General features: G+C 58.7%; 20 protein-coding genes. 7 read left to right on the top strand and 13 right to left on the bottom strand.

Going from position 1 to position 26,129, the window contains the following annotated elements; genetic code table 11:
- Positions 1–187: 187 nt before the first annotated feature.
- Together B145_RS0115515 and B145_RS0115520 are read right to left on the bottom strand one after the other, a co-directional pair.
- Positions 188–1,675 (bottom strand): HAMP domain-containing histidine kinase, encoded by a 1,488-nt coding sequence (locus tag B145_RS0115515; protein WP_018608504.1) that lies wholly within the window; start codon positions 1,673–1,675, stop codon positions 188–190.
- A complete protein-coding gene (locus B145_RS0115520; RefSeq protein WP_018608505.1) occupies positions 1,638–2,324 on the bottom strand; it encodes a response regulator in 687 nt (228 codons plus the stop codon). Before B145_RS0115520 ends, B145_RS0115515 begins: the two co-directional genes overlap by 38 nt.
- Positions 2,325–2,563: 239 nt before the next feature.
- On the opposite strand from B145_RS0115520, the gene B145_RS25860 reads away from it, so the two are divergent.
- From B145_RS25860 to B145_RS0115545, 5 genes are all read left to right on the top strand, one after another.
- A complete protein-coding gene (locus B145_RS25860) occupies positions 2,564–3,268 on the top strand; it encodes an alpha/beta hydrolase (RefSeq protein WP_018608506.1) in 705 nt (234 codons plus the stop codon).
- Positions 3,265–3,750, top strand: coding sequence for a hypothetical protein (locus tag B145_RS25865; protein WP_018608507.1), 486 nt, complete (start codon positions 3,265–3,267; stop codon positions 3,748–3,750). The genes B145_RS25860 and B145_RS25865 overlap by 4 nt, the downstream gene beginning before the upstream one ends.
- 190 nt (positions 3,751–3,940) lie before the next feature.
- Positions 3,941–4,252 carry a (2Fe-2S) ferredoxin domain-containing protein gene (locus tag B145_RS0115535; RefSeq protein WP_018608508.1) on the top strand — a complete coding sequence of 104 codons (312 nt, stop codon included), beginning with the start codon at positions 3,941–3,943 and terminating at the stop codon, positions 4,250–4,252.
- Positions 4,249–4,902, top strand: a complete 654-nt coding sequence (locus B145_RS0115540) for an alpha/beta hydrolase (protein WP_018608509.1) — start codon at positions 4,249–4,251, stop codon at positions 4,900–4,902. The genes B145_RS0115535 and B145_RS0115540 overlap by 4 nt, the downstream gene beginning before the upstream one ends.
- 49 nt (positions 4,903–4,951) lie before the next feature.
- Positions 4,952–5,560, top strand: coding sequence for a glutathione S-transferase (locus tag B145_RS0115545; RefSeq protein ID WP_018608510.1), 609 nt, complete (start codon positions 4,952–4,954; stop codon positions 5,558–5,560).
- Here the strand turns inward: B145_RS0115545 and B145_RS0115550 are convergent.
- From B145_RS0115550 to B145_RS25875, 3 genes are all read right to left on the bottom strand, one after another.
- Positions 5,557–6,561 (bottom strand): hypothetical protein, encoded by a 1,005-nt coding sequence (locus B145_RS0115550; protein ID WP_018608511.1) that lies wholly within the window; start codon positions 6,559–6,561, stop codon positions 5,557–5,559. The genes B145_RS0115545 and B145_RS0115550 overlap by 4 nt on opposite strands.
- Before the next feature lie 6 nt (positions 6,562–6,567).
- Positions 6,568–8,055 (bottom strand): glutamate--cysteine ligase, encoded by a 1,488-nt coding sequence (locus B145_RS25870; protein ID WP_051082607.1) that lies wholly within the window; start codon positions 8,053–8,055, stop codon positions 6,568–6,570.
- 67 nt (positions 8,056–8,122) lie between these two features.
- On the bottom strand, positions 8,123–8,461 hold the full coding sequence (locus tag B145_RS25875) for an ArsR/SmtB family transcription factor (RefSeq protein WP_018608515.1): 339 nt from the start codon (positions 8,459–8,461) through the stop codon (positions 8,123–8,125).
- A 149-nt stretch (positions 8,462–8,610) separates the two neighbouring features.
- On the opposite strand from B145_RS25875, the gene B145_RS0115565 reads away from it, so the two are divergent.
- Positions 8,611–9,912: a cyclic di-GMP phosphodiesterase gene (locus B145_RS0115565; protein WP_026259188.1), complete on the top strand. Its 1,302-nt coding sequence runs from the start codon at positions 8,611–8,613 to the stop codon at positions 9,910–9,912.
- Positions 9,909–11,831 carry a PAS domain-containing hybrid sensor histidine kinase/response regulator gene (locus B145_RS27615; RefSeq protein WP_018608519.1) on the top strand — a complete coding sequence of 641 codons (1,923 nt, stop codon included), beginning with the start codon at positions 9,909–9,911 and terminating at the stop codon, positions 11,829–11,831. Before B145_RS0115565 ends, B145_RS27615 begins: the two co-directional genes overlap by 4 nt.
- On the opposite strand, the gene B145_RS27620 is transcribed toward B145_RS27615, so the two are convergent.
- From B145_RS27620 to B145_RS0115610, 8 genes are all read right to left on the bottom strand, one after another.
- On the bottom strand, positions 11,815–12,360 hold the full coding sequence (locus B145_RS27620) for an RDD family protein (protein WP_157288451.1): 546 nt from the start codon (positions 12,358–12,360) through the stop codon (positions 11,815–11,817). The two genes, B145_RS27615 and B145_RS27620, sit on opposite strands and share 17 nt — an antisense overlap.
- Positions 12,361–12,433: 73 nt before the next feature.
- The gene (locus tag B145_RS25890) at positions 12,434–12,946 is read right to left on the bottom strand and encodes an RDD family protein (RefSeq protein WP_083917769.1); all 513 of its coding nucleotides are present in this window, start codon (positions 12,944–12,946) and stop codon (positions 12,434–12,436) included.
- Between the two features lie 188 nt (positions 12,947–13,134).
- Complete coding sequence (gene purD / locus B145_RS0115585) at positions 13,135–14,406, bottom strand: phosphoribosylamine--glycine ligase (protein ID WP_018608525.1); 1,272 nt, start codon at positions 14,404–14,406, stop codon at positions 13,135–13,137.
- Between the two features lie 21 nt (positions 14,407–14,427).
- A complete protein-coding gene (gene purH, locus B145_RS0115590) occupies positions 14,428–16,023 on the bottom strand; it encodes a bifunctional phosphoribosylaminoimidazolecarboxamide formyltransferase/IMP cyclohydrolase (protein WP_018608527.1) in 1,596 nt (531 codons plus the stop codon).
- A gap of 36 nt (positions 16,024–16,059) precedes the next feature.
- Positions 16,060–16,305 carry a helix-turn-helix domain-containing protein gene (locus tag B145_RS0115595; protein ID WP_018608529.1) on the bottom strand — a complete coding sequence of 82 codons (246 nt, stop codon included), beginning with the start codon at positions 16,303–16,305 and terminating at the stop codon, positions 16,060–16,062.
- Positions 16,302–17,333, bottom strand: coding sequence for a tRNA dihydrouridine synthase DusB (dusB, locus tag B145_RS0115600; protein ID WP_018608530.1), 1,032 nt, complete (start codon positions 17,331–17,333; stop codon positions 16,302–16,304). The genes B145_RS0115595 and dusB overlap by 4 nt, the downstream gene beginning before the upstream one ends.
- Before the next feature lie 161 nt (positions 17,334–17,494).
- Positions 17,495–23,776, bottom strand: coding sequence for a FimL-related protein (locus B145_RS0115605; RefSeq protein WP_018608532.1), 6,282 nt, complete (start codon positions 23,774–23,776; stop codon positions 17,495–17,497).
- Between the two features lie 105 nt (positions 23,777–23,881).
- Positions 23,882–26,077 (bottom strand): methyl-accepting chemotaxis protein, encoded by a 2,196-nt coding sequence (locus B145_RS0115610; protein WP_018608533.1) that lies wholly within the window; start codon positions 26,075–26,077, stop codon positions 23,882–23,884.
- Positions 26,078–26,129: the final 52 nt, after the last annotated feature.

Below are 26,129 nucleotides of genomic sequence, written 5' to 3' on the forward strand. Positions count from 1 at the left end.
ACTTACACTGTGCTTACACAAATCTGCTGCAGATTTTGGGGAATTTCCGCAGGATTTGTGCTGCATTGCAACAGAAACCCACTTGGTACAGCAGGGTTCTCTTAAACGCATCTGCGCGACAGATTATGCCTATAAGATAAGACGGGCCGCATCACTGGATGCGGAAATCCCCAGACATCGAATAGTGCTATTCTGGTAGCAGGGAAAGCCACACCACCATCTGCACGCCAACCCCACCAGCGTTGTCTTCAATGCGTATGCCGCCGCCATGGAGTTCGGCCACTTCGCGGGCAATCGACAGCCCCAGGCCGCTGCCTTCCGCATTGGTGCCCAGCACGCGGTAAAAGCGTTCGAATACGCGCTCCCGCACATCCACTGGAATCCCCTGGCCGTTATCCTGCACCCGCAGCAAAACCCTGTCGGCCACGGTGTCATCTGGCTCGACCACCACGGTGACATGCCCCCCCACAGGCGTGTATTTGATGGCGTTATCCACGAGGTTGGACACCATCTCGCGCAGCAACACCGCGTTGCCAGACACTAAGGGCGCTCTGGCAGGCAGCGCCTCCATCCCCAGGTCGATTTTCTTGTGGCGGGCGGCGGGAACCAGATCGGCCACAATCTCCCGCGTCAGGGAAGCGAGGTCGACAATGACAAATTCATCAAGCTTTTCCGTACTGGCTTCCACCCGCGCCAGTGCCAACAGCTGGTTGATGAGGTGGGCAGAGCGTTCCGCGCCACTGAGTACCTTATGCAGCATCAGGCGCAGTTGCTGCGGATCGGTCTCATCCAGCGCCAATTCCACCTGCATACGCAACCCGGCCAGTGGCGTGCGCATCTGATGGGCCGCATCGGCAATGAAGCGTTGCTGTGCATCCAGGGTGTGATCCAGGCGGGCCATCATATCGTTGAACGCCAGAATCAGGGGCCGCAGTTCATCCGGCACTGTCTGCACGTCCACGGGTGAAAGATCCCCTGGCCTGCGGCGGCCAATCGCATCCCGCAGGTGGTTCAAGGGTGCCACGCCACGCAGCAGACCAAACCACACAAAAATCAGGGCCAACGGCACAATTGCAAACTGTGGCAACAAAACGCCCGAGACGATCTGGGCGCTGAGCGCAGAGCGTTTGGCGCGCGTCTCGCCGATCTGGATCAAAGCGCAGGTCGCGCTGTTTGTATCATCCTGGCATACCTGTGTGGCCGCGATGCGTATGCTTTCGCCATGATACTCGCCATCGCGCAGGCGCACCTTGCCGTTATCGGGATACTCGTTGTCGTCCGGGCCGGGCATGCCGCCATCACCCGCCAAAACCGCCCCGCCACCGCCCAGCACCTGATAGTACACAGTGTCTTCGTTACTGCTGCGCACCAGCATCGCCACGGCGGGACTGGGCATGATCAGCGGGTGACTGTTGGCATCGAAACGCACCTGACGGGCCAGCGCAGATACGTTATCCACAAGCTCCTGATCATGCGGCTTGTTGGCTGCACGCGAGGCCACATCGTAGGTCACTACAATCGAGATCGGCCACAGCAGCAATAATGGCGCCAGCATCCAGTGCAGGATCTCGGAGAACAGGGAGCGCGATGAGGGCAGGCTGTCGTCATTGAGCCACGGCCCCCAGGCTGCCGTGCGGTTACGCGTGGGAAAGGGCTGCTGCTTCGGGTTTTTCAAGGCAGTACCCCAGGCCACGGACGGTGGATATGCGCAAACCGAAGGGTTCGATCTTCTTGCGCAGGCGATGGACGTAGACTTCGATAGCGTTGAGTGACACTTCTTCGCCCCAGCCACAGAGGTGGTCGACCAGACTTTCCTTGCCCACCAGGCGACCTGCCCTTAAGAGCAGGACTTCCAGCACAGCCACTTCGCGGGAAGACAACTCCACCATTTGCCCGTTGATGGTGATTGAGCGTGATGCCTGATCGTAGCAGAGCGGGCCGTACACAATCTCCCGCCCTTGCCCGGTGCCACGCCGGGTCAAGGCCCGCACCCGCGCCTCCAGCTCGGGCAGGGCGAAAGGCTTGGTCAGATAGTCGTCGGCCCCTGCATCCAGGCCGCGTACCCGGTCTTCCACGGCATCGCGGGCCGTCAGGATCAGTACGGGAACGGTAGCCTTGCGCGCACGCAGTTTTTGCAGCACCTCAATGCCATTCATGCGCGGCAGGCCCAGATCCAAAACCAATAGGTCATAAGGCTGCGACGCCAGGGCTGCATCGGCTTCCGTGCCGCTGGGCACATGGTCCACCGCATAGCCTGCCCGCTTGAGCGTGTGGATCAGCCCGTCCGCAATCAATGCATCGTCTTCTGCCAGAAGGATACGCATGGATCTTGTCTCTCTCCGATGTGTCGGAAGTGTTATCAGGTGCCGGTTGGCGGCACCTGTATGTCTTTTGTTGAATCTTAGCACGTCAGCAAGGCTTATCCCGCAAGGCAGGCAGCATGCGATTGTTTCAAACTTTGCAACGGTTGATCCCGGAATTTGCTGTTTATCCCGTTTTAACCAAGCGCTAAAGTGATCTCCACTACAAAACAAACGCCCTTCCCCTACTCTGAGGATTCATCATGACACAGCGCTTCAGCCTCTCCCCCATTCAGCTTGATGAAGCGTCGGGCTTGGCCTACCGCCTCCGCCTGCCCACCCACGACACCCCCCGCGCCCTTGCCGTGCTGCTCCACGGCCTGGGCAGCCATGAGCAGGATCTAGCTGAGCTGGCCGCCAGTTTTGCTGAAGATGTCCTGGTCGTGTTGCCGCGCGGGCCGATTCAATTGGCACCAGGGCAATATGGCTGGTTCCGGGTCGCATTCACGCCGCAAGGGCCGCAGATTGTGGTGGCCGAAGCAGAATCGAGTCGTCGCCGCCTCATCGATTTTCTGGCCCAAATGCAGGCCGACCATGGCATTACCCCGGCGCAGACCCTGCTCGCAGGCTTCAGCCAGGGTGGCATCATGAGTGCCAGCGTGGGGTTGAGCCAGCCAGAGCAGATTGGTGGATTCGGGCTGCTCTCCGGGCGCATCCTGCCGGAGCTGGAACCACAGCTGGCTTCGCCCGCCAGACTGCGCACGCTGCAAGCCTTTATCAGCCATGGTGAATTTGACAGCAAACTCCCCATCCAATGGGCACGCGCAGCCGAACAGTTACTCAACCGGCTTGGAGTACAGCACATCAGCCAGCACTACCCTGCAGACCATGAAATTACCCCGACCATGCATGCGGATTTCATAGCCTGGGCCGAACAATTACTGGATGCATCACCCCGATCATTATGATACATACACCTGACATCTCACTACTGACGATTGATGCAGACCATTCCACGCTCCATTTGAAGCATGGTGGCCTGCACACCAGTACGCATCAATTGCCGTTCGGCTATGCCTCCCTGCCCAGGCAACACCATTGGCATACACCACCACGGGAAGACGAGATCGAATATGCCATCAATACCATTGAGGACGTGTTGGCCAAGATCCCGGATGCGCGCCAGCACTCCGCCGGACTTCTGCTCAGCGGCGAGCAGCCCGCCCTGCTGCATGCCCTGATGCAGCCTTCGCCAGGGCAAGGAGCCGAAGGCGTCAAGCGCGAGGCCGTCGAACACCTCTTCGGTCGCTTGGCCAATGTCATCATGGGGCGCCCCGCTAGCGTGGAGGGCGTCCCCACGGATACGGCATTCGCCGCCACTTTGCTGATCCTGCGCGAAGTCTTGCATCACCTCGATTTTGCCTGGATCGACCAAGCCAACATGCATTAAGCATAGGTTAGTTGGTACTGAAACAGGTCCCGTCATCCAGTCGGCCAGCGGAAATTCTCACGCTTACACCCCAGGTAGACCCTATTTTAAAAAGGGTCAAAGCAGAGGGAATTTGTATCGAAAAATGCGGTCGGATACTGTAACGCGCAGCACGCGCCTATAATTGCCTCTCTTCTCAGAGAGCCTGATCATGGAACCTTACTTCAAACATCACGTTTTCTTTTGCTGCAACAAGCGTCCTGCCCCCGATACCAGTTGTGAAAACCATGCCGCCAGCGAGCTGCAAACCTATGCCAAAGAACGCGTCCGTGAGTTGGGCCTGTCTGGCAAGGGCCAGATCCGCATCAACAAGGCGGGCTGCCTGGGCCGTTGCGACGATGGCCCGGTGCTGGTGGTCTACCCTGAAGGGGTGTGGTACACCTATGTCGACCGCGAGGATATCGACGAGATCATCAGCGAACATCTGCAACACGGCCGCATTGTTAAACGCCTCAAGATATGAGCCCAAAGATCGCGGAAAAATTCGTCATCACGGGGCCCGTCGGGCAGATTGAACTGCTGGTCGACGCCCCCGAGGCCCCCAAGGGCATCGCCCTGGTGGCGCACCCCCACCCCCTGTTTGGCGGCGCCAATACCAACAAGGTGACCCACACCCTGGCCCGCACACTCAAAGACCTGGGTTATCTGGCACTGCGCCCAAACTTCCGTGGCGTGGGCCTGAGCGAAGGCAGCCACGATCATGGCGCGGGCGAGACCGAAGACATGCTGGCGGTACTGGCCTGGGCGCAGCAGCAATGGCCTGCGGCGGGCGAACCCTATGTGCTGGCGGGCTTCTCCTTTGGCGCCTTTGTGCAGACCAAAGTGGCACATCATCTGGCCGAAGCGGGGCACCCGGCCAAGCGGCTGATCCTGGTCGGCACCGCAGCAGGCTTTATTGAAGGCGCACGCCAATACGATACCGAGGCTGTGGGGCCAGACACCCTGGTGATCCACGGCTCGCAAGACCAGACAGTGCCGCTGGAAAACGTATTCCGCTGGGCTGAACCGCTGGAAGTGCCGGTGGTGGTGGTGCCCGGGGCAGATCACTTTTTCCACGGCCGCCTGAACAACATCCGCGACATTGTGAAACGTTCATGTTGCGAATGCCATTGACCTGTTGCTCCTGTTTCTTTCCTTCTCATTCAACACAAGGAACGCTGCCATGAAACTGATTGCTTCGCTAACCAGCCCCTACGTTCGGAAGATCCGCGTGGTGCTGCTGGAAAAGAATCTGCCATTTGAATTTCTGAACGATCCGCCCTGGGAAGCGGGTAGCCATGTCAGCGACTACAACCCGCTGGGCAAGGTGCCCACCCTGGTCAGCGACGCCGGGGAAGTTTTCTTCGATTCCCCCATCATCGCCGACTATATTGAAACGCTGGGTGCCCAACCCGCGTTGCTCCCTACCGACAGGCTGGAAATCGTGCGCGTCAAGCAACTGGAAGCGCTGGCCGACGGGGTGACTGATGCCGGTGTCGTGTGGTTGCAGGAAACCCGCCGCGTATCAGAGAAACAGGATGACGCAGTCATCACCCGCCAACGCAGCAAGGTTGACCGTGGCCTGGATGTGCTGGAAAAGAAGATCACCGGGCGTGAGTTCCTGTATGGCAATAGCCTGAGCCTTGCCGATATTGCCACCGGCTGCGGCCTGTTATGGCTGGATTTCCGCCTGCCGCAATACGACTGGCGCGCCACCCGCCCGAATCTGGCGGTATATGTCAAACGCCTGTCTGAGCGCCCCGCGTTCGTGCAGACGATCCCTGTCGCCTAACCCAGGTTGGTGTAGCCCAGCAGATCAAGAACCTTTCCCTCCACCTTGCGGTTCTGCCCCTCATAGGGGTAATCGTGAATGTGGAGGGCAGGGTTGAAATTCAGCTCGATAAAGGCATGATTATCGGGCCTTGGGGCAGCTTGCAGATCCTGGATGATGATATCCGCCCCGCATATCTTCGCCCCGACTGCACGGGCAGCAGCCACCGCTGCGGCCTTGTAGCCAGGATGCACAGCGTCAGTATGGTCAACGCTGTCACCACCGGTGCTGATGTTTGAATTCTCCCGCAGCAGAATGCGCTTTCCAGCCGGCACAACGCAGTCAAAATCCAATCCTTGCGCAGCAAGATAGGCCGCTTCGGTTTCTGCCAGACGAATCTGCTCCAGCGGGGTGTGATAGCCACTGCCACGCCGTGGGTCACGATTCTTTTCGGCAACCAATTCCCGGATGCTGCGCAGCCCATCGCCGCAAACATTCGCCGGAATGCGTTGCAGCACGGCCACAGTCTCATCCCCGATCACCAGGAAACGATATTCCGGCCCCTGGATAAAGGCTTCCAGCAGCACCATGCTATCCAGCCGCAGGGCCGCCGCCACAGCCTCCTCTGCCTGAAGGGGCGTCCAGTCTGCGGTCCGCAGGATATACACGCCTTCACCAAAATTGGTTGAACGTGGTTTGATCACCAGCCCCGCCCCATGCAATTGAGGCCACAAAATACGGGTTTCTTCCACGCTGCGCACTGCAAACCCATCCGGCACGGGCAATCCGGCTTCCCGCAGGAGCTGCTTGGTGACGCTCTTGTTCTCCATGAGCAGCGCGGCAATATAGGTGTCAGCCGACGTGCGCGTGGCCTGCTTGATGTATTCAACTTTTGTACCGCGACGCAGGCGCACAAAATTGTCGTCTGCATCCAGTATTTCCACCTCGATCCCGCGTAATCGTGCCTCGGCAATCAGGAGGCGGGTGGAGAGTTCCAGCGGCGGACATTCAGCCATCATCATTCACGCTCAAAGCATTGCCACTGAATCTGCTGCACAAGCAGCAGGATGCGCTACTGCGTGCAGGAAACGGGCTCCATACGCAACATGCCCCATGCCCAGCGCCTGCATTTCGCTCCAGATGCGCGCCGAGGGTAGCGCCTCGGGGTGCACCAGTTGGCCTTGCGCCCATTCGATGGCGTTTTCGAAGTCCGGGCTTGCTGCGCCTCGATCCATCAACCGGGCCAGATTACGCAGCCGGGTCAAAATATCTGTCGCCAACTCACGCATCAAGACCTTTTCATGCCCCGTGCAGAGCGGCAATTCCGGGTTACGCCCAGAGAGGGCCACGCGGTGGTGGTTTTCCTGCAGAGTGGCCCATTCTTCCGAGTGAATCGGGGTATCCGGCCCCAGCAGGCAATCAAGCATCAACACCTGGATGAAACGCAGGGTGAGCAGATCAATGGCTTCTGGCGCGAATGGATTGAGGTCCAGCACACGCACTTCGGCGTAATACACGCCATCGCGCTCCATGGCATCCAGATGCCCTTCATTGGGACGGATGCGCCCCTTGAGGCGGATGGCGGAATAGAACTCGCTTTCGGACTGCAGCACATTGCTGTTGATCTGCAAGGGCTGCCCCTGCGGATCAAGCCCGATCTGAGCGAACTTCTCGCTGGGGGTATGCATCAATGCACGAATGTCCCGGGTGTATTCGGACAGCGAGTTGAAAGACACCGGCATATCACTGAACGCCGTATCGGCGTAACCATAGCGGCTCACGCGCAGGGAGGTGGCGTGTGCCTTATGCTCATCAACAAAGGCCTTACAGCCCCGACAGCAGGCTTTGACGGTCTGCACCTGTTGGCGTACCACTCCGCCGAAGCTCGCATCGGCGGCAGGCGAAGCCCCACTGAGCCAGACCAGCAGCCAGCGGTTGCGCAGGAAATTGCGGGCAGTGCGGAAATATGCCGCATCCATGTACTCACGGGCCGTGGCGGCCACGCTTTTCTGCTGCAACAATGCCAGCAACGGTGCACCAAACGAGAAATTGAAATGGATGCCGGAGATCATCTGCATCCGCCGCCCATAGCGGTTTGCAAGCCCGACGCGATACAACTCGCGGCGGCGCCCTTCGGGCGTATCCACAAAATGGGCGATGGGGATCTGTGATTCTTCGGGCAGACTTGTGGGCATGCTCATGGGCCACAGATGCTCATCCTGCCCGCGCAGCACGCCTTCCACCTCGTCCTGGATGCTGCGCAGGTTCAGCAGCGCATCCTCTACCGTGGGGCAAGGTGGCGTGATCAGTTCCAGTTGGCTTTCGGAAAAATCCACCGTCACACGGGCGTTTTCCAGCTTGTCGCCAAACGCCTGCGGGTGCGGCGTCAGTGCCAGCGTGCCATCGGCTTTCACACGTAAGGCTTCGCGCTCAATGCCAAAGGCCCCGGCGCGCAGCATGGCTCCCGTGGTGTGCTGCGCCAACCAGTCATGATCGTGCCAAGCAGCGTGTTCCATGGTGTTCTCCTTGATTGCCATCACCCGCCGCGCTGAACCCCGCGCAGGCGAATGTATCCCCCATCCCTCAGTTGGGCTCAGCGGACACAGTATCTGGTAGTTGTTTCAGAAAATGACGAATTGCCTCAATGGCTTCCGGATTGACTGCGCACACAGAACTCTGCCCAGACCGTTTCAAAGAGATCAGCCCTGCCGCCTGAAGTTCCTTGAAGTGGTGAGAAATGGTAGAGCGTGACAGATCCAGCGAGCAACAAGCCCGCGTAAAGCCTTTGGCCACGCCGCAGCAGCCTTCTTCCAGGCGCTCAGCATCCCCCGCGCCCTGCCACTCGCAGAGCATGCGGAAGATGCGCAGGCGCTGTTCATTGGAGAGCGCCTTGAAAATTTTGGCCAAGGATTCGTCGTTCATTGTTCTAAAGTATTCGAACAATCTACCTTTGTCAAGACAGCCCTGCCCTGAAGGGACGAAGGCCGCTGCCAGGGGACATCACTTAACAAAGCGTGCAAACTGCCGTTAACGTGGACTCGTCCCCACTCATAGACTTTGACGTGTAGAACATGGAATCCGACGCTCAAGAACTCTATGTTGGAACGGAAAACCTGTGCATCGGTATGTACGTCTACATCGACCTGCCTTGGTTCAGCCATCCATTCAGTTTCAACCAATTCAAGATCCGCTCGGCCGAGCAGATCAGCGTTTTGCGCACGCTGGGCGTCAAACGCTTCCGTTACGACCCCGACAAAAGCGACCCGAACCTGGGGCCGATCTCTGCGGCCAACCAGGCTGTGCCTGCCAATGATGCAGTGTGCCCACCAACAGAGGCGCCTCCGCAAGACCCCGCCCAGGCTGAACGCCTTGAGCGCATGCAGGCGCTGAAAGAACGGCGGGAAAAAATCGGCCAGGTGGAAAAGGCCTTCATCAAGGCCGCCAATATCATGCGCAACATCAACCGCTCGCTGTTGTCGCGGCCACGGGAATGCCTGGAAGAGGTCGGCGAACTGGTCGATCAGATGACCCGTGCTTTTCTGGAGTCCCCTGAATTGACCCTGCACGTAATGGGGGAAAAGGCGGGCGGAGAAGAGGTATATTTTCACGGGCTCAACACCTCGATCCTGTCCATGATGCTCTCAAAAGAGCTGGGTATAACGTTTGAGCAAGGGCGGCTGCTTGGGCTGGGCGCCCTACTTCATGACATTGGCCTGATGGACATTCCAGACCGGGTGCTGAAGAAGTCCTCCGATGAACTCACCCATGCGGAGAGCGAGCTTCGCAAAATGCATTGCGAGTATGGGCTGAAGATCGGGCAGAAGATCGGGCTGCCAGAACCTGTGCAGGCAATCATCTATCAACACCATGAAATGGCCGATGGATCAGGTTACCCCAAGGCACTTAAGGGAAATGCCATCCATCCTCTGGCGCGGATTGTCTCGCTGGTCAATTATTATGACAACCTGTGCAACCCGACCGATCTGGCCAAGGCGATCACCCCGCATGAAGCTCTGTCGCTGATGTTCGCGCAGCGGCGCAACAAATTTGACGCCCAAGTGCTGCAACTGTTGATCCGCAGCCTGGGAGTATTCCCACCTGGCACAATCGTCATGCTGTCCAACGATGCCTTGGGTGTCGTGCAATCGGTCAATCCGAAAAAACCGCTGAGACCATGGGTACTGATATATGACGAATCAGTACCCAAGGAAGAGGCGATCATGATCGACCTGGAGGTGGAGCAGGACATCAACATCAGCAAGGCGATCCGGCCCATACAGTTGAGCGCGGCAGTCTATGATTACCTGAGCCCCCGCAAACGGGTCACCTACTATTTCGACTCGGATAGCACCAGCAAGGCGAAACCTTCATGAGCACAGCACTGGAAAGCATTCTTCTGGAACAATCAGAAGAAATTCTGCTTCTGGTGGATGCCGCCTCGCTCAAGATTTGCGAGGCCAATGCTCATGCATGTTCCGAACTGGGTTACAGCCACGGCGAGTTGGTCGGGAAACCGATCACAGATATTGAATGCGCCTTGAGCGATGTGTTTTTCTGGGAAGATGTCCGTAGCGGGGGGAACCCGGAGCTGCTCGACGCAGAAGGCATATACAGCACGGCGCGGGGAGAGCTGCTGCCGATCGTCAAAAGCGTATTGCCCATCCAGCCAAACTGGCTGGTGATTCGCGCCCACAACATCAGAGGGCAGAAACACGCCGAGGAGGAACTCGCACATGTCGCCTCCCAATTGCGCGCGACCTTGGAAGCGACAATAGACGGTATTCTGGTGATGGATTGCGATATGCATATCACCAATATGAATCGCCGTTTCGCCCTGCTCTGGCAGCTACCCGACGATCTGCTGCTCAAGGGTGAAGACAGTTATCTGCTGGATTTTCTGGCCATGCAGCTCAATGAGCCATCTCACCTGAAGGAGTTGATGCTCAAGGCCAACAGCGAAATGCACGAGGAAACCTTTGACACCCTGTATCTGGTGGATGGACGGGTGTTTGAATGCAAATCGCGCCCTGCACGGTATGCAGAACAAACCATCGGGCGGGTATTCTGCTTCACCGACATCACCGCACGCTGTCAGGCAGAAAAGGCACTCGTCGCGGCACGCGATACGGCGGATGCCGCCAACCGGGCCAAGGGTGAATTCCTGGCCATGATGTCGCATGAGATCCGCACGCCCATGAACGGCATCATCGGCATGGCCCAGTTGCTAGAAGGAACCGCGTTGCAGCCCGAGCAGCAGGAATATGTGCGCACCATGCGCAGCTCAGGCGAGGCGCTGCTGGCCATTATCAATGACATTCTGGATTATTCGAAGATTGAGGCACGCAAGCTCAGCCTGGAACACACCCGTTTCAGTCTGAAAACGCTGGTGGACGATATCTCACGCCTGTTCCAGCATTCCGCCCAGGGCAAAGGGCTGGAGTTTAAGGTGGCAATGGATGAGACGGCCCCCAATGCCCTGTATGGCGACCCGACGCGACTACGCCAAACCCTCATCAACCTGATCGGGAATGCGCTCAAATTCACTCAGAAAGGCTCCATTACGCTGGGTGTGCGAGTACTGGAGCGCAAGGCGCCAAGTGTTACGCTGCATTTTTCAGTCCGTGACACAGGCATAGGCATCGCGGCAGACAAACTGGCCCATGTTTTCAACCCGTTTGAGCAAGCCGACATGTCGACCACGCGCCGCTTTGGTGGCACCGGGCTGGGGCTATCAATCTGCCGAATGCTATGTGAATTGATGGGGGGAGAAATCGGCGTCAACAGCAAGGAAGGGGATGGCTCGGAATTCTGGTTCACCGCAAAGCTGACGCTGGCAGAGGAGGTGGCGGGAATGGAACACGAAAAAGCGGTCAGCACCGAGAGCGTGTTGCTGCTGGACAAAGACCACCAGATACTGGTGGTGGAGGACAACCAAGTCAATGTACTTGTCATCAGCAAGCTGCTGCGCAAACTGGGGGCCAGTAACATTACCGTGGCCTACCACGGCAAAGAAGCACTACAGCGCTGTGAAGCGCAGCGTTTTGACGTTATCCTGATGGATACCCACATGCCCGTTCTGGATGGCTTGGCGGCAACCCGGGCGCTACGCGAACAAGGTGTGCGCACCCACATCATCGGCGTAAGTGCTGACGCCATGGCTGATGATCGCAGTACTGCACTTGCCATTGGCATGGATGATTACATCACCAAGCCGGTTTCAATCGATGCCTTGAGTGCCGCATTGCTCAAGTGGCAGACAAGCACTCAAACAACCACTACCCCCCAGGCTTGACGAATGCAGGGTCGTTGCGTTGTACATCAATCACGGCACTGCCCGCGATCAGGTCATGCAGGCAGCGGTGATCGGTGATGAATATTGCCAACGCATCAATCAGCGCAATAACGGGGCCAAGGCCTGGAATCAGGACAACGGTATAAAGCAGGCCCTCGCGCAAAGTCACAAGCTTCCACCAAGGCAGGCGCTGATGCCTTGCATACGAAACAATGCGCGTCCCCAGCAGGCGCTTGCCGATGGTCTGCCCATATTTGACCAGCAGGTAGCCGTGGACTGCAATAAAAGTCAGCCATGACGCCAACATCGCCCCGATACGGTATCCCCAGCCGGTGCTCTCCAGCACCTGCGGCGCGGCAAGATGCACGATGGCGCCCCCTGTCAGCAGCAGGGCAGCCTGAAGAAAAGCATCAATCACGCTGCCCAGCCAGCGCCTGAACAGGCTGGTCTGCTCGCCCAGCCCTGACACATTTTCAAAATGCGGCCGAACAAATGCGCCAGGGCACAGATAAGGGTTATTGTGTACCAACAGCAACTCCATTCAGGTCGGACTGCCATTTATCATGCACGCATAATGACAAATGGCTTGTTTGGGCATGAATTTACACTTCAACCACAATTGTACCGGCAATATGGTCATGCAGGCAGCGATGGTCATCGCGGAAGATGAACAGGGCATTTGGCAATCCCAAAAAAGCACCGACAAAAGGGATCAGCCCTAGTACGGTAAATACACCATGGCGCAGCACCAGAATCTTCCACACGGGCAGGATCTGCCGATCGTTTACCGACACAATGCGCATGCCCAACAGGCGTTTGCCAATCGTCTGGCCATTTTTCGCCAGCAAATAGCCATGCAGGAGCAGGTACATCACAAAGCTGAAGGCAATGGTCAGCACGCCTGCGCCAAAACCGCGCTGCCCTGCCATCGCGGCCTGCCAGGCTCCTGTCGCAAACATAAAACCAAACAAGAATGGAACCATAAGCAGGCCATCAACCATAGACCCCGCCAAGCGCTTGCCACGACTGGCATACTTTCCTGAATCTTGTGCGGCATACGCGGCAGTGTTATCAACTTGCGTCCCAGGTGGGGCGTAGGGATTCTGACTACTCATGGCGCTTCCTTTGCAGTTTTAGGGAATAGGTGCAGTCCAAAGATCATTGTTGACCAGACTGTTGAGAATTTTGCAAAGAAACGTAACTTTTATCTACAGCCGTTGGGCAGTCTGATACACGGTTCGCAGAGAACAAAAAAGCAGGGGCATCTGCCCCTGCTTTTCAGGTGGAACGTTCTACGCCCGCTTTAGCGTTTGATGGCCCGGTGCCCGATATCATGGCGGTATTGCATGCCTTCAAATTGGATTTTGCTCGCCAATTCATAGGCACGCTGTTGCGCGGCCTTGACGGAATCCCCCAGGGCGGTGACACACAGCACCCGCCCGCCGCTCACCACCGCCTTGCCTTCTGGTGTCGTGGTAGTGCCTGCGTGAAAGACGTGTGCGTCTTCCAGCTTGGCGTCCAGGCCGGAGATGACATCCCCCTTGCGCGGCTCGTCAGGGTAGCCGCCTGCGGCCAGCACCACACCCAGGGCGACGCGACGATCCCAGTCGGCCTCGGCGGTATCGAGCTTGCCTGCCAGGGCGGCTTCAACCAGATCAACCAGATCGGTCTTCAGGCGCATCATGATCGGTTGGGTTTCCGGGTCCCCAAAGCGGCAGTTGAATTCCACCACACGCGGTGCGCCCTGCTCATCAATCATCAGCCCCGCATACAGGAAGCCGGTGTAAGGCAAGCCATCGGCAATCATCCCGGCCAAGGTCGGGTTGATGATCTCGCGCATCACACGGGCATGTACCTGGGGGGTGACCACCGGTGCGGGCGAGTAGGCGCCCATGCCACCGGTATTGGGGCCTTGGTCGCCATCCTTGAGGCGCTTGTGATCCTGGCTGGTAGCCATGGCCAACGCGTGCTTGCCGTCGGCCATGACGATGAAGCTGGCTTCCTCGCCCTGCATGAACTCTTCGATCACCACGCGGGCACCGGCGTCGCCCATCTTGTTGCCCACGAGCATCATGTCGATGGCGGCATGGGCTTCGTCCAGCGACATGGCGACGACCACGCCCTTACCCGCAGCCAGACCATCAGCCTTGATGACGATCGGTGCGCCTTCGCGGTCAATATAGGCATGGGCGGCCGCAGCGTCGCTGAATGTCTGGTACTTGGCAGTCGGGATGTTATGGCGCACCAGGAACTGCTTGGCAAAATCCTTGGAGGATTCGAGCTGTGCGCAAGCCTTGGTCGGCCCAAAGATGGGCAGGCCTTCGGCCCGGAAGGCATCCACCACGCCTGCGGCCAGCGGGGCCTCCGGCCCCACTACGGTCAGCCCGATGCTTTCCTTCTTCACCAGCTCAATCCACTCGGGGATGCTGTTGGCCGCCACGTTCTGCAAACCGGGTTCATGCGCAGTCCCCGCATTGCCGGGGGCGACATAGACCTTCTGGATGCGTTCGGACTGGGCTAGTTTCCAGGCCAGTGCGTGCTCACGACCACCCGAACCAATGACAAGAATCTTCATATTCGCCTTCTGTTGTGCAGATCAGTGACGGAAATGGCGGATGCCGGTAAAGACCATGGCAATGTTCTGCTCATCGGCAGCGGCAATCACCTCTGCGTCACGCATCGAACCACCCGGCTGGATCAATGCAGTGGCACCGGCCTGGGCCAGCACATCCAGACCATCACGGAAGGGCAGGAAGGCTTCAGACGCGGCGGCACAACCCGCCAGCGGCAGCCCTGCAGCTTCAGCCTTGATCTTGGCGATCATCGCGGAATCCACGCGCTTGACCTGACCGGAGCCGATACCCACCGTCAGCCCATCCTTGCCATACACAATGGCGTTGGATTTGACAAACTTGGCCACACGCCAGGCAAACATCATGTCACGCAGTTCGATTTCGGTCGGCGCACGACGGGTCACGACCTTGAGGTCGGCCAGTTGCACGGTGGCTTCGTCATAGGTCTGCACCAGCAGCCCACCGCCGACTCGCTTGTAGTCGGCCTGACGGATGGTGCCCAGCGGGCAGGTCAGGATGCGCAGGTTCTGCTTGGCGGCGAAAACGGCCAGCGCTTCGGCGGAATACGCCGGGGCAATGATGACCTCGGCAAACTGGCCAGCCACAGCCTTGGCCGCCGCTTCGTCAACCGTGAGGTTGAAGGCGATGATGCCGCCGAACGCTGCTTCGCGGTCAGTGGAGTAGGCACGGCGATAGGCTTCTTCTGCGGTCGCGCCCAGGGCCACGCCACAGGGGTTGGCATGCTTGACGATCACACAGGTGGGCACGTTGGCATCAAAAGCCTTGAGGCATTCCCAGGTCGCGTCAGCGTCTGCAATGTTGTTGTAGGACAGCTCCTTGCCCTGCAACTGGGTATAGCCCGCAATGCTGCCCACCGGGGCACTCAGGTCGCGGTAGAAGGCGGCGGTCTGATGGGGGTTCTCGCCATAGCGCAAGTCCTGCACCTTGTCGAAAGCCAGTTGCAGGCGGCTCGGGTACTCGGCGCGTTCCGGGGCGGCTGCGGCGTCGAGCTTGTCGGCATTCACGGCGGTCAGCCAGTTGGCAATCGCCGAATCATAGCGGGCGGTGTGGGTGAAGGCTTTGCGCGCCAGTTCAAAACGCGTCTTGTAGCCCAGCGCGCCAGCGTTCTGCTTGAGTTCATCAATGATGGCGCTGTAATCCTCGGGGTCGGTCACAATCCCCACGCCACCGGCTTCATTGCCGTGATTCTTGGCCGCAGCGCGCACCATGGTCGGGCCACCGATGTCGATGTTTTCAATCGCATCTTCGAGCGTGCAACCCGCCTTGGCCACCGTTGCCTGGAAGGGGTAGAGGTTGACCACGACCAGATCAATACGCGGAATCTGGTGGGCTTCCAGCGTGGAGAGGTGCTCGGCCAGATCACGCCGGGCCAGGATGCCGCCGTGCACCTTGGGGTGCAGGGTCTTGACGCGACCATCCAGCATTTCCGGGAAGCCGGTGTAGTCCCCCACGTCCGTCACGGCCAGCCCTGCGTCACGCAAGGATTTGGCGGTGCCACCCGTAGACAGCAGCTTGATGCCAAGCGCAGAGAGCGCCTGAGCAAATTCAACAATGCCGCGCTTATCGGAAACGCTGAGGAGGGCTTGGGTTACTTTCATGGTCGTCCTGGCCAAAGTGAGGGGTCGATTGAGGGCTTATACCAGCTGTAAGCCGTAGTCTGTAATCTTGCGTCGCAAAGTATTGCGGGTAATCCCCAGGAGTTCGGCCGCCTGGGTCTGGTTGCCGTTGGAGCGGCGCAAGGCGTATTCCAGCAAGGGGCGCTCAACCTGCCGCATCACCATGTCGTACAGGGCATCTGGCGTCTCGCCATCCAAGTCAGCGAAGTATCGGTCGAGTACGTGTGTGACACACGCGGCTAGTTCATTATTGTTTTGACTCATGCTGCCAGCGCCTTTTGTCTGGAAAGATCTGGAAAAACGTATTGTAATCGTGACGAGCGCTTGGCCATTTGAGCAAAGAAGTCGTCTACCGCATTCAACTGTGCCGCCTGATCGACAAGCTGATTGACCATCTCACGGAAAACCGCCGCACCGCTTAACCCTCTGGCATACCAGGCCAAGTGCTTGCGGGCAATTCTGACCCCGGCCTCGGCGCCATAAAACTCGTGGATATCCACCAGATGCCCACGGGCAATGGCATGGGCCTCCTCCACCGTTGGCGCAGGAAGAAGTTCCCCGCACGCAAGGTAGTGGGCAATCTCGCGGAACAGCCAGGGGCGCCCCTGGGCAGCACGCCCGATCATCAAACCATCGGCCCCGGTCTGCTCAAGCACCATTCGTGCCTTAAGTGGGGAGTCGATGTCACCATTGGCAATCACCGGGATTGCGACAACGGCCTTGACCTGGGCAATGGTCTCGTATTCGGCCTCGCCCATGTATTGATCCGCCCGTGTGCGGCCATGCACCGCCAGCAGGCGGATACCAGATGCCTCGGCAATCCGGGCGATGCGTTCCACATTGCGGTGCTGATGATCCCACCCGGTACGGCATTTGAGTGTCACCGGGATATTCGGCACCGCCTGGACGACTGACTCAAGAATCCGTGCGACCAGCAACTCGTCACGCATCAAGGCAGAGCCCGCCGCCACGTTGCAGACCTTCTTGGCAGGGCAGCCCATATTGATGTCAATGATCTGCGCACCGTTATCCACATTCAGGCGTGCCGCTTCAGCCATCATGAGCGGGTCGGCCCCCGCGATCTGTACCGATATCGGGCCAGACTCGCCAACAAAATTGGTACGCCGCCGGGTTTTGGTGCTGGCATAGAGCTGGGCGTTGGACGTCACCATCTCGGAGACGGCCAGCCCTGCGCCCATCTGCTTGCACAGTTGTCGAAAAGGCCGATCCGTCACACCCGCCATGGGTGCAACAAACAGGTTGTTTTTCAAACGGATACCAGCAAATTCCATGTGTGATACAACGGACGCAGAGGGGCGGGATTCTACTGCAAGCTCTCAGACCCGGTAAATGGCAGATTGGCTCTGGGCGAGAAAGAAGTCTCGCCCAGAGCCAATCCGGGATCTGCCAAAACTGCCCATAGGCCTGCTGGCCCTAGGCGCTCAACACAATCTTAACGCTTGCGGGCAATAAAGCCTGCAATCAGTTCCAACAACTGCTCTTCCTGATACGGTTTGCCCAGGTAGTTATTGACCCCGATCTCCATCGCATAGTTGCGGTGCTTGTCCGCCATACGCGAGGTGATCATGATGATGGGGATATCGTGCAGGCGTTGATCCGCGCGGATATTCCGGGCCAGATCGAAGCCATCCATCCGGGGCATTTCGATATCCAGCAACATCACATCGGGCTTGATGTCGACCAGTTGTTCCAGTGCATCGACACCATCCTTGGCCGTCACCACCTGGAAGCCTTCGCGTTCAAGCAGGCGGCTGGTGATCTTGCGCACGGTAAGCGAATCATCGACCACCATGATGGTCGGGATGCGGGTTTCAGCAACGGCTTCCGCCTCGGCGTATTCACCTTCCCCATCCGCGCCCACAACATTGACCACTTGGCGTGCAGACAGTGCCACCGGGTTCAGGATCAGCGAGATTTCACCATCCGGCAACACCGTTGCGCCGCTGAAACCTTGCAGACGCACAAACTGTGGCCCGGCGTTCTTGACCACGATTTCCTGGTTGCCACGCAGTTCGTCGATGTGCACCGCCAGCGTCTGGCTCCCCGCACGGGTGAGCAGCAGCCAATGGAAGCGGGCCGACACCGGGTGCGAAACCGTGTCACCCAGCAAGCGCGGCAGATAGGCAAACGGATACTGCGTGTTGTTCCACTCAACGTAGCCACGGGCACGCATTTCGTCCAGGGTGACTTCCTTGACTTCAAGGGCCTGCTCCACCATGTTCGAAGGAATCGCATACGTCCGATCCCCGGCACGTACCAACAGCGCTTGCGTCACAGCCAGCGTCAGCGGCAGGTGGACGATGAAGCGCGTACCCGTACCCTGGCCGGAGGAGACGTCAACCCGGCCGCCCACAGCCAGAGTTTCGTTCTTCACCACGTCCATCCCCACGCCACGGCCTGCCACACCGGACACGGCTTCGGCAGTGGAGAACCCTGGTTCAAAAATGAGCTGGGTGAGGCGGTTTTCGCTTGGCTGCTCGTTGTCGCCAATCAAGCCATTCTTGCGGCCACGCGCCAGGATGCGCTCGTAATTCAGGCCATAGCCATCATCCGAGAGTTCCAGCGCAATTTCATTGGAGAGCTGGTTGAGCTTGAGGGTGATCTGGCCAAACTCGGCCTTGCCTGCTGCCACACGCTCAGCCGGCATCTCGATACCGTGGGCGATGGCGTTGCGCAGCAAGTGTTCGATCGGCGCAGTCATGCGGTCCAGCACGCTGCGGTCGATTTCGATGCTGCCACCCTGGATATCCAGATTGACACGCTTGCCCAGTTCCTTCGAGGTTTGACGCACGATCCGGTACAGGCGATCCGCCAATTCATCGAACGGCACCATCCGCACACCCATCAGCGCCTGTTGCAAGTCGCGGGACAAACGGCCCTGGGCATGCAGGGCAGCGTCTGCCGCATCGAGGTTGCGCAGCAGGTTCTGCTGGATGGTAGTCACGTCACCCACCGACTCGGCCATCATCCGCGTCAATTCCTGCAAGCGGGTGAAGCGGTCGAATTCCAACGGATCGAATTCGGAGTGCAGCGACTCGGCCGCCGCAATCCGGGACTGCATCTGGGATTCGGCCTGGATTTCCACCTCGCGCAACTGGTTGCGCAGACGGATGACGTTTTCGGTCAAATCCAACAGGGAGCGGCGCAGGGTACGCAGTTCGCCTTCAATCCGGGTCCGGGCAATCGACACTTCCCCGGCTTCGTTGACGAAGCGGTCAACCAGATCGGCACGCACACGCAGCGGCGCACGCTGACCTTGAACGATTTCAAGCTCATCGAATGCGGGCTGCGGTGTTGGTACAAAGCTGGACTTGGCAACCTGCGCGGGTGTAGCAGAGGCTTGCGGCGCCACCACCGGTGCAGTGGCCTGAGCCCCTGCGGACACGGGTTCAACCGCCACCGGCGCATTGGGGTTACGCAGATTTTCGATCAGCGCACCAATGTGATCAAGCCCGGACTCCAGGTCATCGACCAGCAAGACATCTACAGTGCCACCGGTGTGTTCCTGCAAACGGCCTTCCAGACTGTGGACGTAGCCCCCCAGACGCATGGCACCTGCCATACGTGCGCTCCCCTTGAGGGTGTGGAGCATCCGCGCCACGCTTTGCAGGTGGCTTTCGTCGGAGAGGTTGGCACGCAACTCACGCAGCTCGCCGCCCAGGGCAGCGCCCAGTTCATCTGCTTCTTCAAAGAAGATCGGTAGGAGTTGATCATCCAGTTCATCATGGACGACCGAAGCCTCTTCCTCTTCTTCAGCAACCACATTCCCCAGCTCGTCGACGGGCAGCTCTTCCTCTTCGAGCGCAGGAATTTCTGCTGCAGGCAGCTCTTCAAGCGCGGCAGAGCGCACTTCGATCTCTTCCACCCCGGCCTCTGCGGGCGGAACCTCCAGCACCAGGGCGTCGGGCTCGGGCACAGGCGCCAAACGCAGATCGGGTTCCGGTTCCGGCGTAAATACACTTTCCAGCTCGGGCAGTTCGAGTTCTTCTTCTGGAACCGGCAGGGGCTCGGCAACGGGCTCCTCTTCGGCCACAGCAGCTTCAGGGTGAAGATCTTCAAGCTGGATGATCAGCTCGGGTGCAGCGACAGGCATTTCCAGCAGCACTACATCCGCCAGCATCTCATCCAGGCGTTCGATGGCAGCACCAATAATGGCTGTCTGCGCCTTGGCTGGCGGTAGGCTGACATCAGTAAAGCGGTGCAATGCGTGCTCAAGCGCCTTGCCCAAGGTATAGGCTGGATCAATCCTGGCAGTACCGGAGATACCGGCCAGGGTATGTGCCGAGCGCACCGACTCGATGACCGGCACACGCAAGGGGCTGGATTCCAGCAGACGATGTTCTTCAACCAGACGCTCGATGTACTGGCGCGCTTCCGCCACATACAAATCGTAGAGCCCGCGAGACAATGACTGGTTGCCGATCTGGACTTCGGTATCACCAACCTCTTCGGCCGCCGCCACCGGCCCAGATGGCCCGGCACCATGCAGCAAAGCTTCGATCTGGGGCAGATCAATCCCGCTGTCCGTCCCGTCGATGTCAACAATCTCCAACTCTTCGGGAGGTGAAGGCTCAACAATGAGGCGGGCAACCGGCTCAGGCTCCACGACCGGTTTCGGCGCAAGCTCTTCAGCAGGCTGCACAGGGGCGACTTCTTCGGCAACGGAAATCTCATCGACAACGATCTCGTCCGCCGCCTCGCCAAAGTCCAGTTCAATCCCTGTGGAGGTGAGGTCGACTTCCTCCTCCCCATGCACCATGGCGTCCAATTCACCCGAGATGAAGGTGCTGGTCAGGTCCAGCTCGGTAAGCTCTTCATCCTCCGACTCAATCTTGATCTCATCTTCACCACCTGCCCCCATCACGGGTTCAGGGGCGGGGATTACTTCTTCATCCAGATCGAAGGCACTGAGTTCAAAGTCCAACCCACCAGAGGCTTCAGGCACGGCTGCTGGCACCGCTGGAGCAGCGGGCGGCGCCATTTCTGCAGCCAACTCGCGCCGTTGTTCATGTTCATCCGTGGTGAACAGGCGCAGTGCATCACCATCAAAATCGGTTGCAGCCAGGTCGACTTCGTAATCGTTGTACTCGCCTGAGGGAATGGCAAACAGGTCGCTACCCAGGAGCGTGCTGGTCAAATCCAGCTCTGCGGGGACCGACTTGGCACTCGCATCTTCGGTGGCATCCGTGGGCGCAAACAGGGTGGTGGCTTCAAGCGCCTTGTCGATGCTGGGTTGCTCTGCGAACTTCTGCGGTGTGGGCACCACCGGGGCAGCGGGCACCGGCTTGATTGGCGCGGACACTTCGTCCAGGGGCATGTCCAGCGATGCCAACAGGGCCTCTGCCTGTGCAATCAACGCAGCTGCGTCATACCAGAGGCTGCCACCGGCTTCCAGCTGCACCACCCAGGCGGTAAACACGCTGTGGCCTGCATTGATCAGGGCCAACAGGTCTGCGTCAACGGCCTTTTCAAGTTGCAGCCAACGGTTCATCGCCATTTCAACATGGCGGGCGGCTTCCGAGAAGTCCTGCAATCCGACCATGCGGCTGGAACCCTTGAGGGTGTGGTAGCCACGCCGGATTGTGACTTGGGCTTCAGCATCCTGCCGCCCATTGCTGATCCGGGCCGTGTTTTCGGCCATGGTATCGAGCACTTCGTGGGCTTCCTCCAGGAAGATGCCCAACAGTTCGGCGTCCAGCTCTTCATTGCTGGCCGTCATCAGACGAGCAGCTTCTTCAGACGGCGCAGCCGCCACCGCGACAGGCGCCACACTGGCAAGCGTTTCAGCCAGCTGGACCTGATCGGGTTTATCAGACTTGAGGTTGGCCAGCGCATCCTTGGCCTTTTGCTCCAGGCCTGTATCTGCAACAAGCTGGGCGTCTTCGCGGATCGCCTCCAGGTTGTTCACCAACTGTTGGCGGATTTCCTTATTCTGCGGTGTTTCCTTGAGCGCTTCGACCAATTGTTGCGTGGTCTGGGTTTCACGCTGGAGCTGCGACTCGATGCTTTGTGCGGCTTCGGCAGCCTCTTCCTGCTGTGCGTTGGCACGCAGGGGGTTCAGATAGTCAGCCAGCTTGGCATGACCATTCTTCAGCGCTTCAACATAGAAACCGAGCGCTGAGAGCTGGTGGGCCACCCCATCAAGTTCGTCCTGCGAGGGGGCATGGTCACGGGTCACAAAGCTGGCAATCAGTTCAGCATTGGTTTTGACCAGATCAACCGCCTGGGAATCCCCCAGCACCACGAAGGCGCCTTCAATCTGCTTGAGCGGCCCGGCAAGGCTTGCCAGAGAATCGCGCAGACCAGGATTGCGGAAATAGCTGTCCAGCCCCTGCTCGATGTGCCCCAGGTTGGTGAGGATTTCACGTGCCAGCTGAATAAAGAACAACCGTTCCTGCGCATGGCGTGCGGTGGCGCCAAAGGCCTGATCGTCCAGTTGCCCCGGCTTTTCACCACGGATACGTGCGGCAAACTGTGTGCACAGCAGGCTAACCTGACGTGTCAACAGGTCCAGATCCGCATTCGGGGCGTCACAAGCCTGTTCCACCACCAACAGGGCAGTCGCCACTTCCATCGACAGGTCTTCGTTGACCTGCTGCGGATTTTTACCCAGCCAATCAACCAGTTGCCCCAAACCGACCATCAGGCGGTCAACCAAGGGCAGACGCAGGGCCTGAACACGTTTGACCAGCTCGGTAAACTGCTCACGGAACTGCGGTAGGGCTGTTGCCGCCCCTGCCGAGAAGCGGTTCCAGTATTCCTTGCACTGCTCAATCGTCTCGCGCACCCGCAAAACCAGCGGCTGGCGATAGGTATCGGAAAGCTCTGCGTCCGCAGAAGGCAGCATCCGGTCGAGCTTGAAAACTTGGCGGACCAGCTCACCGTGCGGAGTGGACACCTTGTGGGCTACAACGAAATACAGCACGTCGCGCACCAGGCGCTCAGCGACTACCGTGGAGCCTTCCAGCAGGCGACGCACCTGCGCATCAATGCGCCGACATACGCGTTGTGCTTGACGGTCAGTCGGAATGTCCTGCGTGACCAGCCCTTCAAAGAAGGCGATGGAAATCCACCAGAACATTCGCGCAGCAGGCGGTTGCTGGAACTGCTCGATGCGGCGCACCACGCGCAGCATCTCCTGCGGGCCAGCGGCTTCCTTTGGCTTGCGCAGCCATGTGAGCGAACCTTTTTCAAAGTGCGCACGCAGGCCACGCATCTCTTGCCCCAAGCGCTCCAAGGTCGCGTTGGCAGGCGGATTCGCCAGATGAGGCCGGATGTTCAGATCAGGGAAAAACAGCTCGCTGGGCAGTGGCGCTTCTACTCCACGGGCCAGCGCCAGTTCCTGATAGGTCGGGAACAGGCGCAAGGGCTGGTGCGGTGCACCGGCGGCAATTTCATTGATGTAGTTGCCCAGGATGCCGATACTGCGTTGTGCAAGCGCAAGACGATCCGCCCCTGGCGCCTCGCTGGACGCGGAGAAAGATGACAGAAACTTGTCAATGGCATCGGCAAACTGGGACACCCCGTCCAATCCTACGATGGACAATGCCCCGGCTGCCTGGTGAATGTGGTTTTGCGCAAAACGCAAGGGTTCGCGCTGCTCAGGGTTACGCAGTACCTCGCCCAGCTTTTCGCGGGCAGCATTCAAGGCAGAATCGATCTCGTTTTTCACCCACGTCAGTGGGCCGATATCCAATTCATCGTTTTGGCTCATCTAATGCCTTTCGAGACCTCGCACCCAGAGATGACCCGATCAGACATCGGGCCACCACCTTCAGGTGTCTTCGTGCAGGTCAAGCGCTATGTCGAGTGGTTGGAATCAGACCTTGAAGCCCGAGACCGAACCCTTGAGTTCAACAGCGAGATCGGCCAACTGCCCGATAGACAACGCCGATTGTTGCGTACCTTGTGTGGTCGAGTCGTTAATCGACAGAATGGTCTTCATGGCCTCGGACACTTCGGTAGCCACGTTTGCCTGACGCTGCGTATCTGCCGAAATCCGTTCAACGAGGGTCGCCATTTCCACCGACACATCACCGATCTCTGCCAAGGCCTGACCTGCAGCGTCAGACAGCTTGGCCCCATCAACCACACCACGGGTCGAGTTTTCCATAGCGGCCACGGCGTCCCCCGTATCCGTCTGAATGGTCTTCACAATCGCCGCAATCTGTTTGGTTGCTTCAGCGGAGCGTTCGGCAAGTCGTTGCACTTCTTCAGCAACCACCGTAAAGCCGCGCCCTGCTTCCCCTGCGGATGCTGCCTGAATTGCTGCGTTCAAGGCCAGCACGTTCGTCTGCTCGGTAATGTCGGAAATCAGCTCCACGATTTCACCGATCTCCTGGGAAGATTCACCCAAGCGCTTGATCCGCTTGGAGGTTTCCTGAATCTGCTCACGAATTTCGTTCATACCCTTGATCGAGTTCTGCACCGCGTCCGTACCCTTCCGTGCAGCTTCCAGCGAGCGGCGTGCCACCTGTGCGGTCTGCAAGGCGCTGGCGGATACGGAAGTCATTGAACGGGCCATTTCCTGAACTTGTTGGCCTGCGTGCTGAATCTCGCGGGACTGGCGCTCGGAAGCATCCAGCAGTTCGCCTGAAATCCGTTGGGCGGACTGCGTGGCGATGGTCACGCGACCTGCCGCATCGTTAATCCGTCGCACCAACACGGCGAGTTCTTCAATCGTGTAGTTCACCGAGTCGGCGATGGCCCCCGTCACGTCTTCGGTCACAGTTGCCCGCACGGTCAAGTCACCGTCAGCCAAGTCGCCCATTTCGTTCATCAATCGCAAAATGGCCTGCTGGGTACCGTTTCTTTCGTTTTCAGCCACAGTCTTTTGGTTTTCAGCTTCGATCCGGCGATTCCCTTGATCGACGTTATAAACCAGCACCAGACCCGCCAAGGTGATCAAGGCCAACAGACCGAAGACCGAGATGAGCACGATGGTGACGTTCATCCCCGTGTAGTAGCCGTTGTAGCCTTCTGCCAGATCGTTAATCTGATTGAGCAGGGTGGTGGAATCTTGGAAGATCGAGATACCCGAACGCTTGGCCTGCACCAGCAGCTGGATGTTGGCCAGGATGCCGCCCACGGCCAACTGGTGGCGTTGTGCGAACAAGGACAACTGCTCCAGCTTTTGCGTGGTGTCCTCGTCGTTGTTCATCTTGCCGAGCTGTTCGAGCAGATCACCGAAGGTATTCGAGTCACGCCCCAGGAGGAAGATCACTTCCGGGTCAGCGGATTCACCGGCCAACAGAGCGTTGGCGTTCTTGGCCATCCGCTGGGTCAGCATCACGACCTGGTGGGCGATGTCGATATCCTTGGCCGAGGCATTGCGTTCGAGCTTGGCACGCGCCACCTGTTCGGCAAAGTCGAGCAGCTGGGCGTTGTTACCGTTAATGGTTGCGACCGCAGTGCTCAAACGCGTCAGGTTGACCTGCTGTTCAACCAGGGTCTTGGCATCTTTGTCGATCTTGTCCCAGGTCCCCTGCACGTCCTTGAGCTTGGTCAGCACAGAAGCAGGGCTCTCAGGCACGCTCACCCCGTCAACCACGCCGCCCTTGGTCACGGATGTCAGCAGTTCGGCAAATTTTTCGCGCGACTCTTTCAATTCGGTAAAGCCGGTTCCCCCGATATTGGAGGAAGTTGCACCGCTGGAAGCGCTGGAACGCGAACGCGCGCCCCCCGTCACAGCGAGCTGCGCGGCTTTTGCCAGCGTTTGCGAGAGCGTACCCATCTGCCGGGCTGCCGACACGAAGGCCGTCCCTTGCGAAGCCGAACGGATCTGGAAGAAGGTCAGCACCACGGTGATTGCAAGCAGCACACCGAAGGCCCAGCCGAGTATCCGCAACTGTTCGGCAATGGGCTTGTTGCCAATGATGGGCAGAGCAAAGCGCGAGGCCACACCACCCACTGAAGCGTTGGAGGGATCAACAGCAGTTGCCTGGTTGCTGTCCATGATCGTGCTATCCGAGTCGCTAGAGCGGCCCTTGCGGCGGAGGAATGTCATCAGTGCCATGCGAATGCTCCGGTAGAAACGGGCGTTGAATCTGGGGGTAGTTCAAAAAACG

It is taken from the genome of Uliginosibacterium gangwonense DSM 18521, assembly GCF_000373965.1.
Taxonomy (GTDB): Bacteria; Pseudomonadota; Gammaproteobacteria; order Burkholderiales; family Rhodocyclaceae; genus Uliginosibacterium; species Uliginosibacterium gangwonense.

Bases quoted from the DNA above. Each gene is read 5' to 3' on its own strand.
- B145_RS0115565 (WP_026259188.1), top strand. From the start codon at position 8,611: ATGGAATCCGACGCTCAAGAACTCTATGTTGGAACGGAAAACCTGTGC.
- B145_RS27615 (WP_018608519.1), top strand. From the start codon at position 9,909: ATGAGCACAGCACTGGAAAGCATTCTTCTGGAACAATCAGAAGAAATT.
- B145_RS25865 (WP_018608507.1), top strand. From the start codon at position 3,265: ATGATACATACACCTGACATCTCACTACTGACGATTGATGCAGACCAT.
- B145_RS0115595 (WP_018608529.1), bottom strand. From the start codon at position 16,305: ATGAGTCAAAACAATAATGAACTAGCCGCGTGTGTCACACACGTACTC.
- B145_RS0115520 (WP_018608505.1), bottom strand. From the start codon at position 2,324: ATGCGTATCCTTCTGGCAGAAGACGATGCATTGATTGCGGACGGGCTG.
- B145_RS0115550 (WP_018608511.1), bottom strand. From the start codon at position 6,561: ATGATGATGGCTGAATGTCCGCCGCTGGAACTCTCCACCCGCCTCCTG.
- purD (WP_018608525.1), bottom strand. From the start codon at position 14,406: ATGAAGATTCTTGTCATTGGTTCGGGTGGTCGTGAGCACGCACTGGCC.
- purH (WP_018608527.1), bottom strand. From the start codon at position 16,023: ATGAAAGTAACCCAAGCCCTCCTCAGCGTTTCCGATAAGCGCGGCATT.
- B145_RS0115605 (WP_018608532.1), bottom strand. From the start codon at position 23,776: ATGAGCCAAAACGATGAATTGGATATCGGCCCACTGACGTGGGTGAAA.
- B145_RS0115545 (WP_018608510.1), top strand. From the start codon at position 4,952: ATGAAACTGATTGCTTCGCTAACCAGCCCCTACGTTCGGAAGATCCGC.
- B145_RS25875 (WP_018608515.1), bottom strand. From the start codon at position 8,461: ATGAACGACGAATCCTTGGCCAAAATTTTCAAGGCGCTCTCCAATGAA.
- B145_RS0115610 (WP_018608533.1), bottom strand. From the start codon at position 26,077: ATGGCACTGATGACATTCCTCCGCCGCAAGGGCCGCTCTAGCGACTCG.
- B145_RS25860 (WP_018608506.1), top strand. From the start codon at position 2,564: ATGACACAGCGCTTCAGCCTCTCCCCCATTCAGCTTGATGAAGCGTCG.
- B145_RS0115535 (WP_018608508.1), top strand. From the start codon at position 3,941: ATGGAACCTTACTTCAAACATCACGTTTTCTTTTGCTGCAACAAGCGT.
- B145_RS25870 (WP_051082607.1), bottom strand. From the start codon at position 8,055: ATGGAACACGCTGCTTGGCACGATCATGACTGGTTGGCGCAGCACACC.
- B145_RS0115540 (WP_018608509.1), top strand. From the start codon at position 4,249: ATGAGCCCAAAGATCGCGGAAAAATTCGTCATCACGGGGCCCGTCGGG.
- B145_RS25890 (WP_083917769.1), bottom strand. From the start codon at position 12,946: ATGAGTAGTCAGAATCCCTACGCCCCACCTGGGACGCAAGTTGATAAC.
- dusB (WP_018608530.1), bottom strand. From the start codon at position 17,333: ATGGAATTTGCTGGTATCCGTTTGAAAAACAACCTGTTTGTTGCACCC.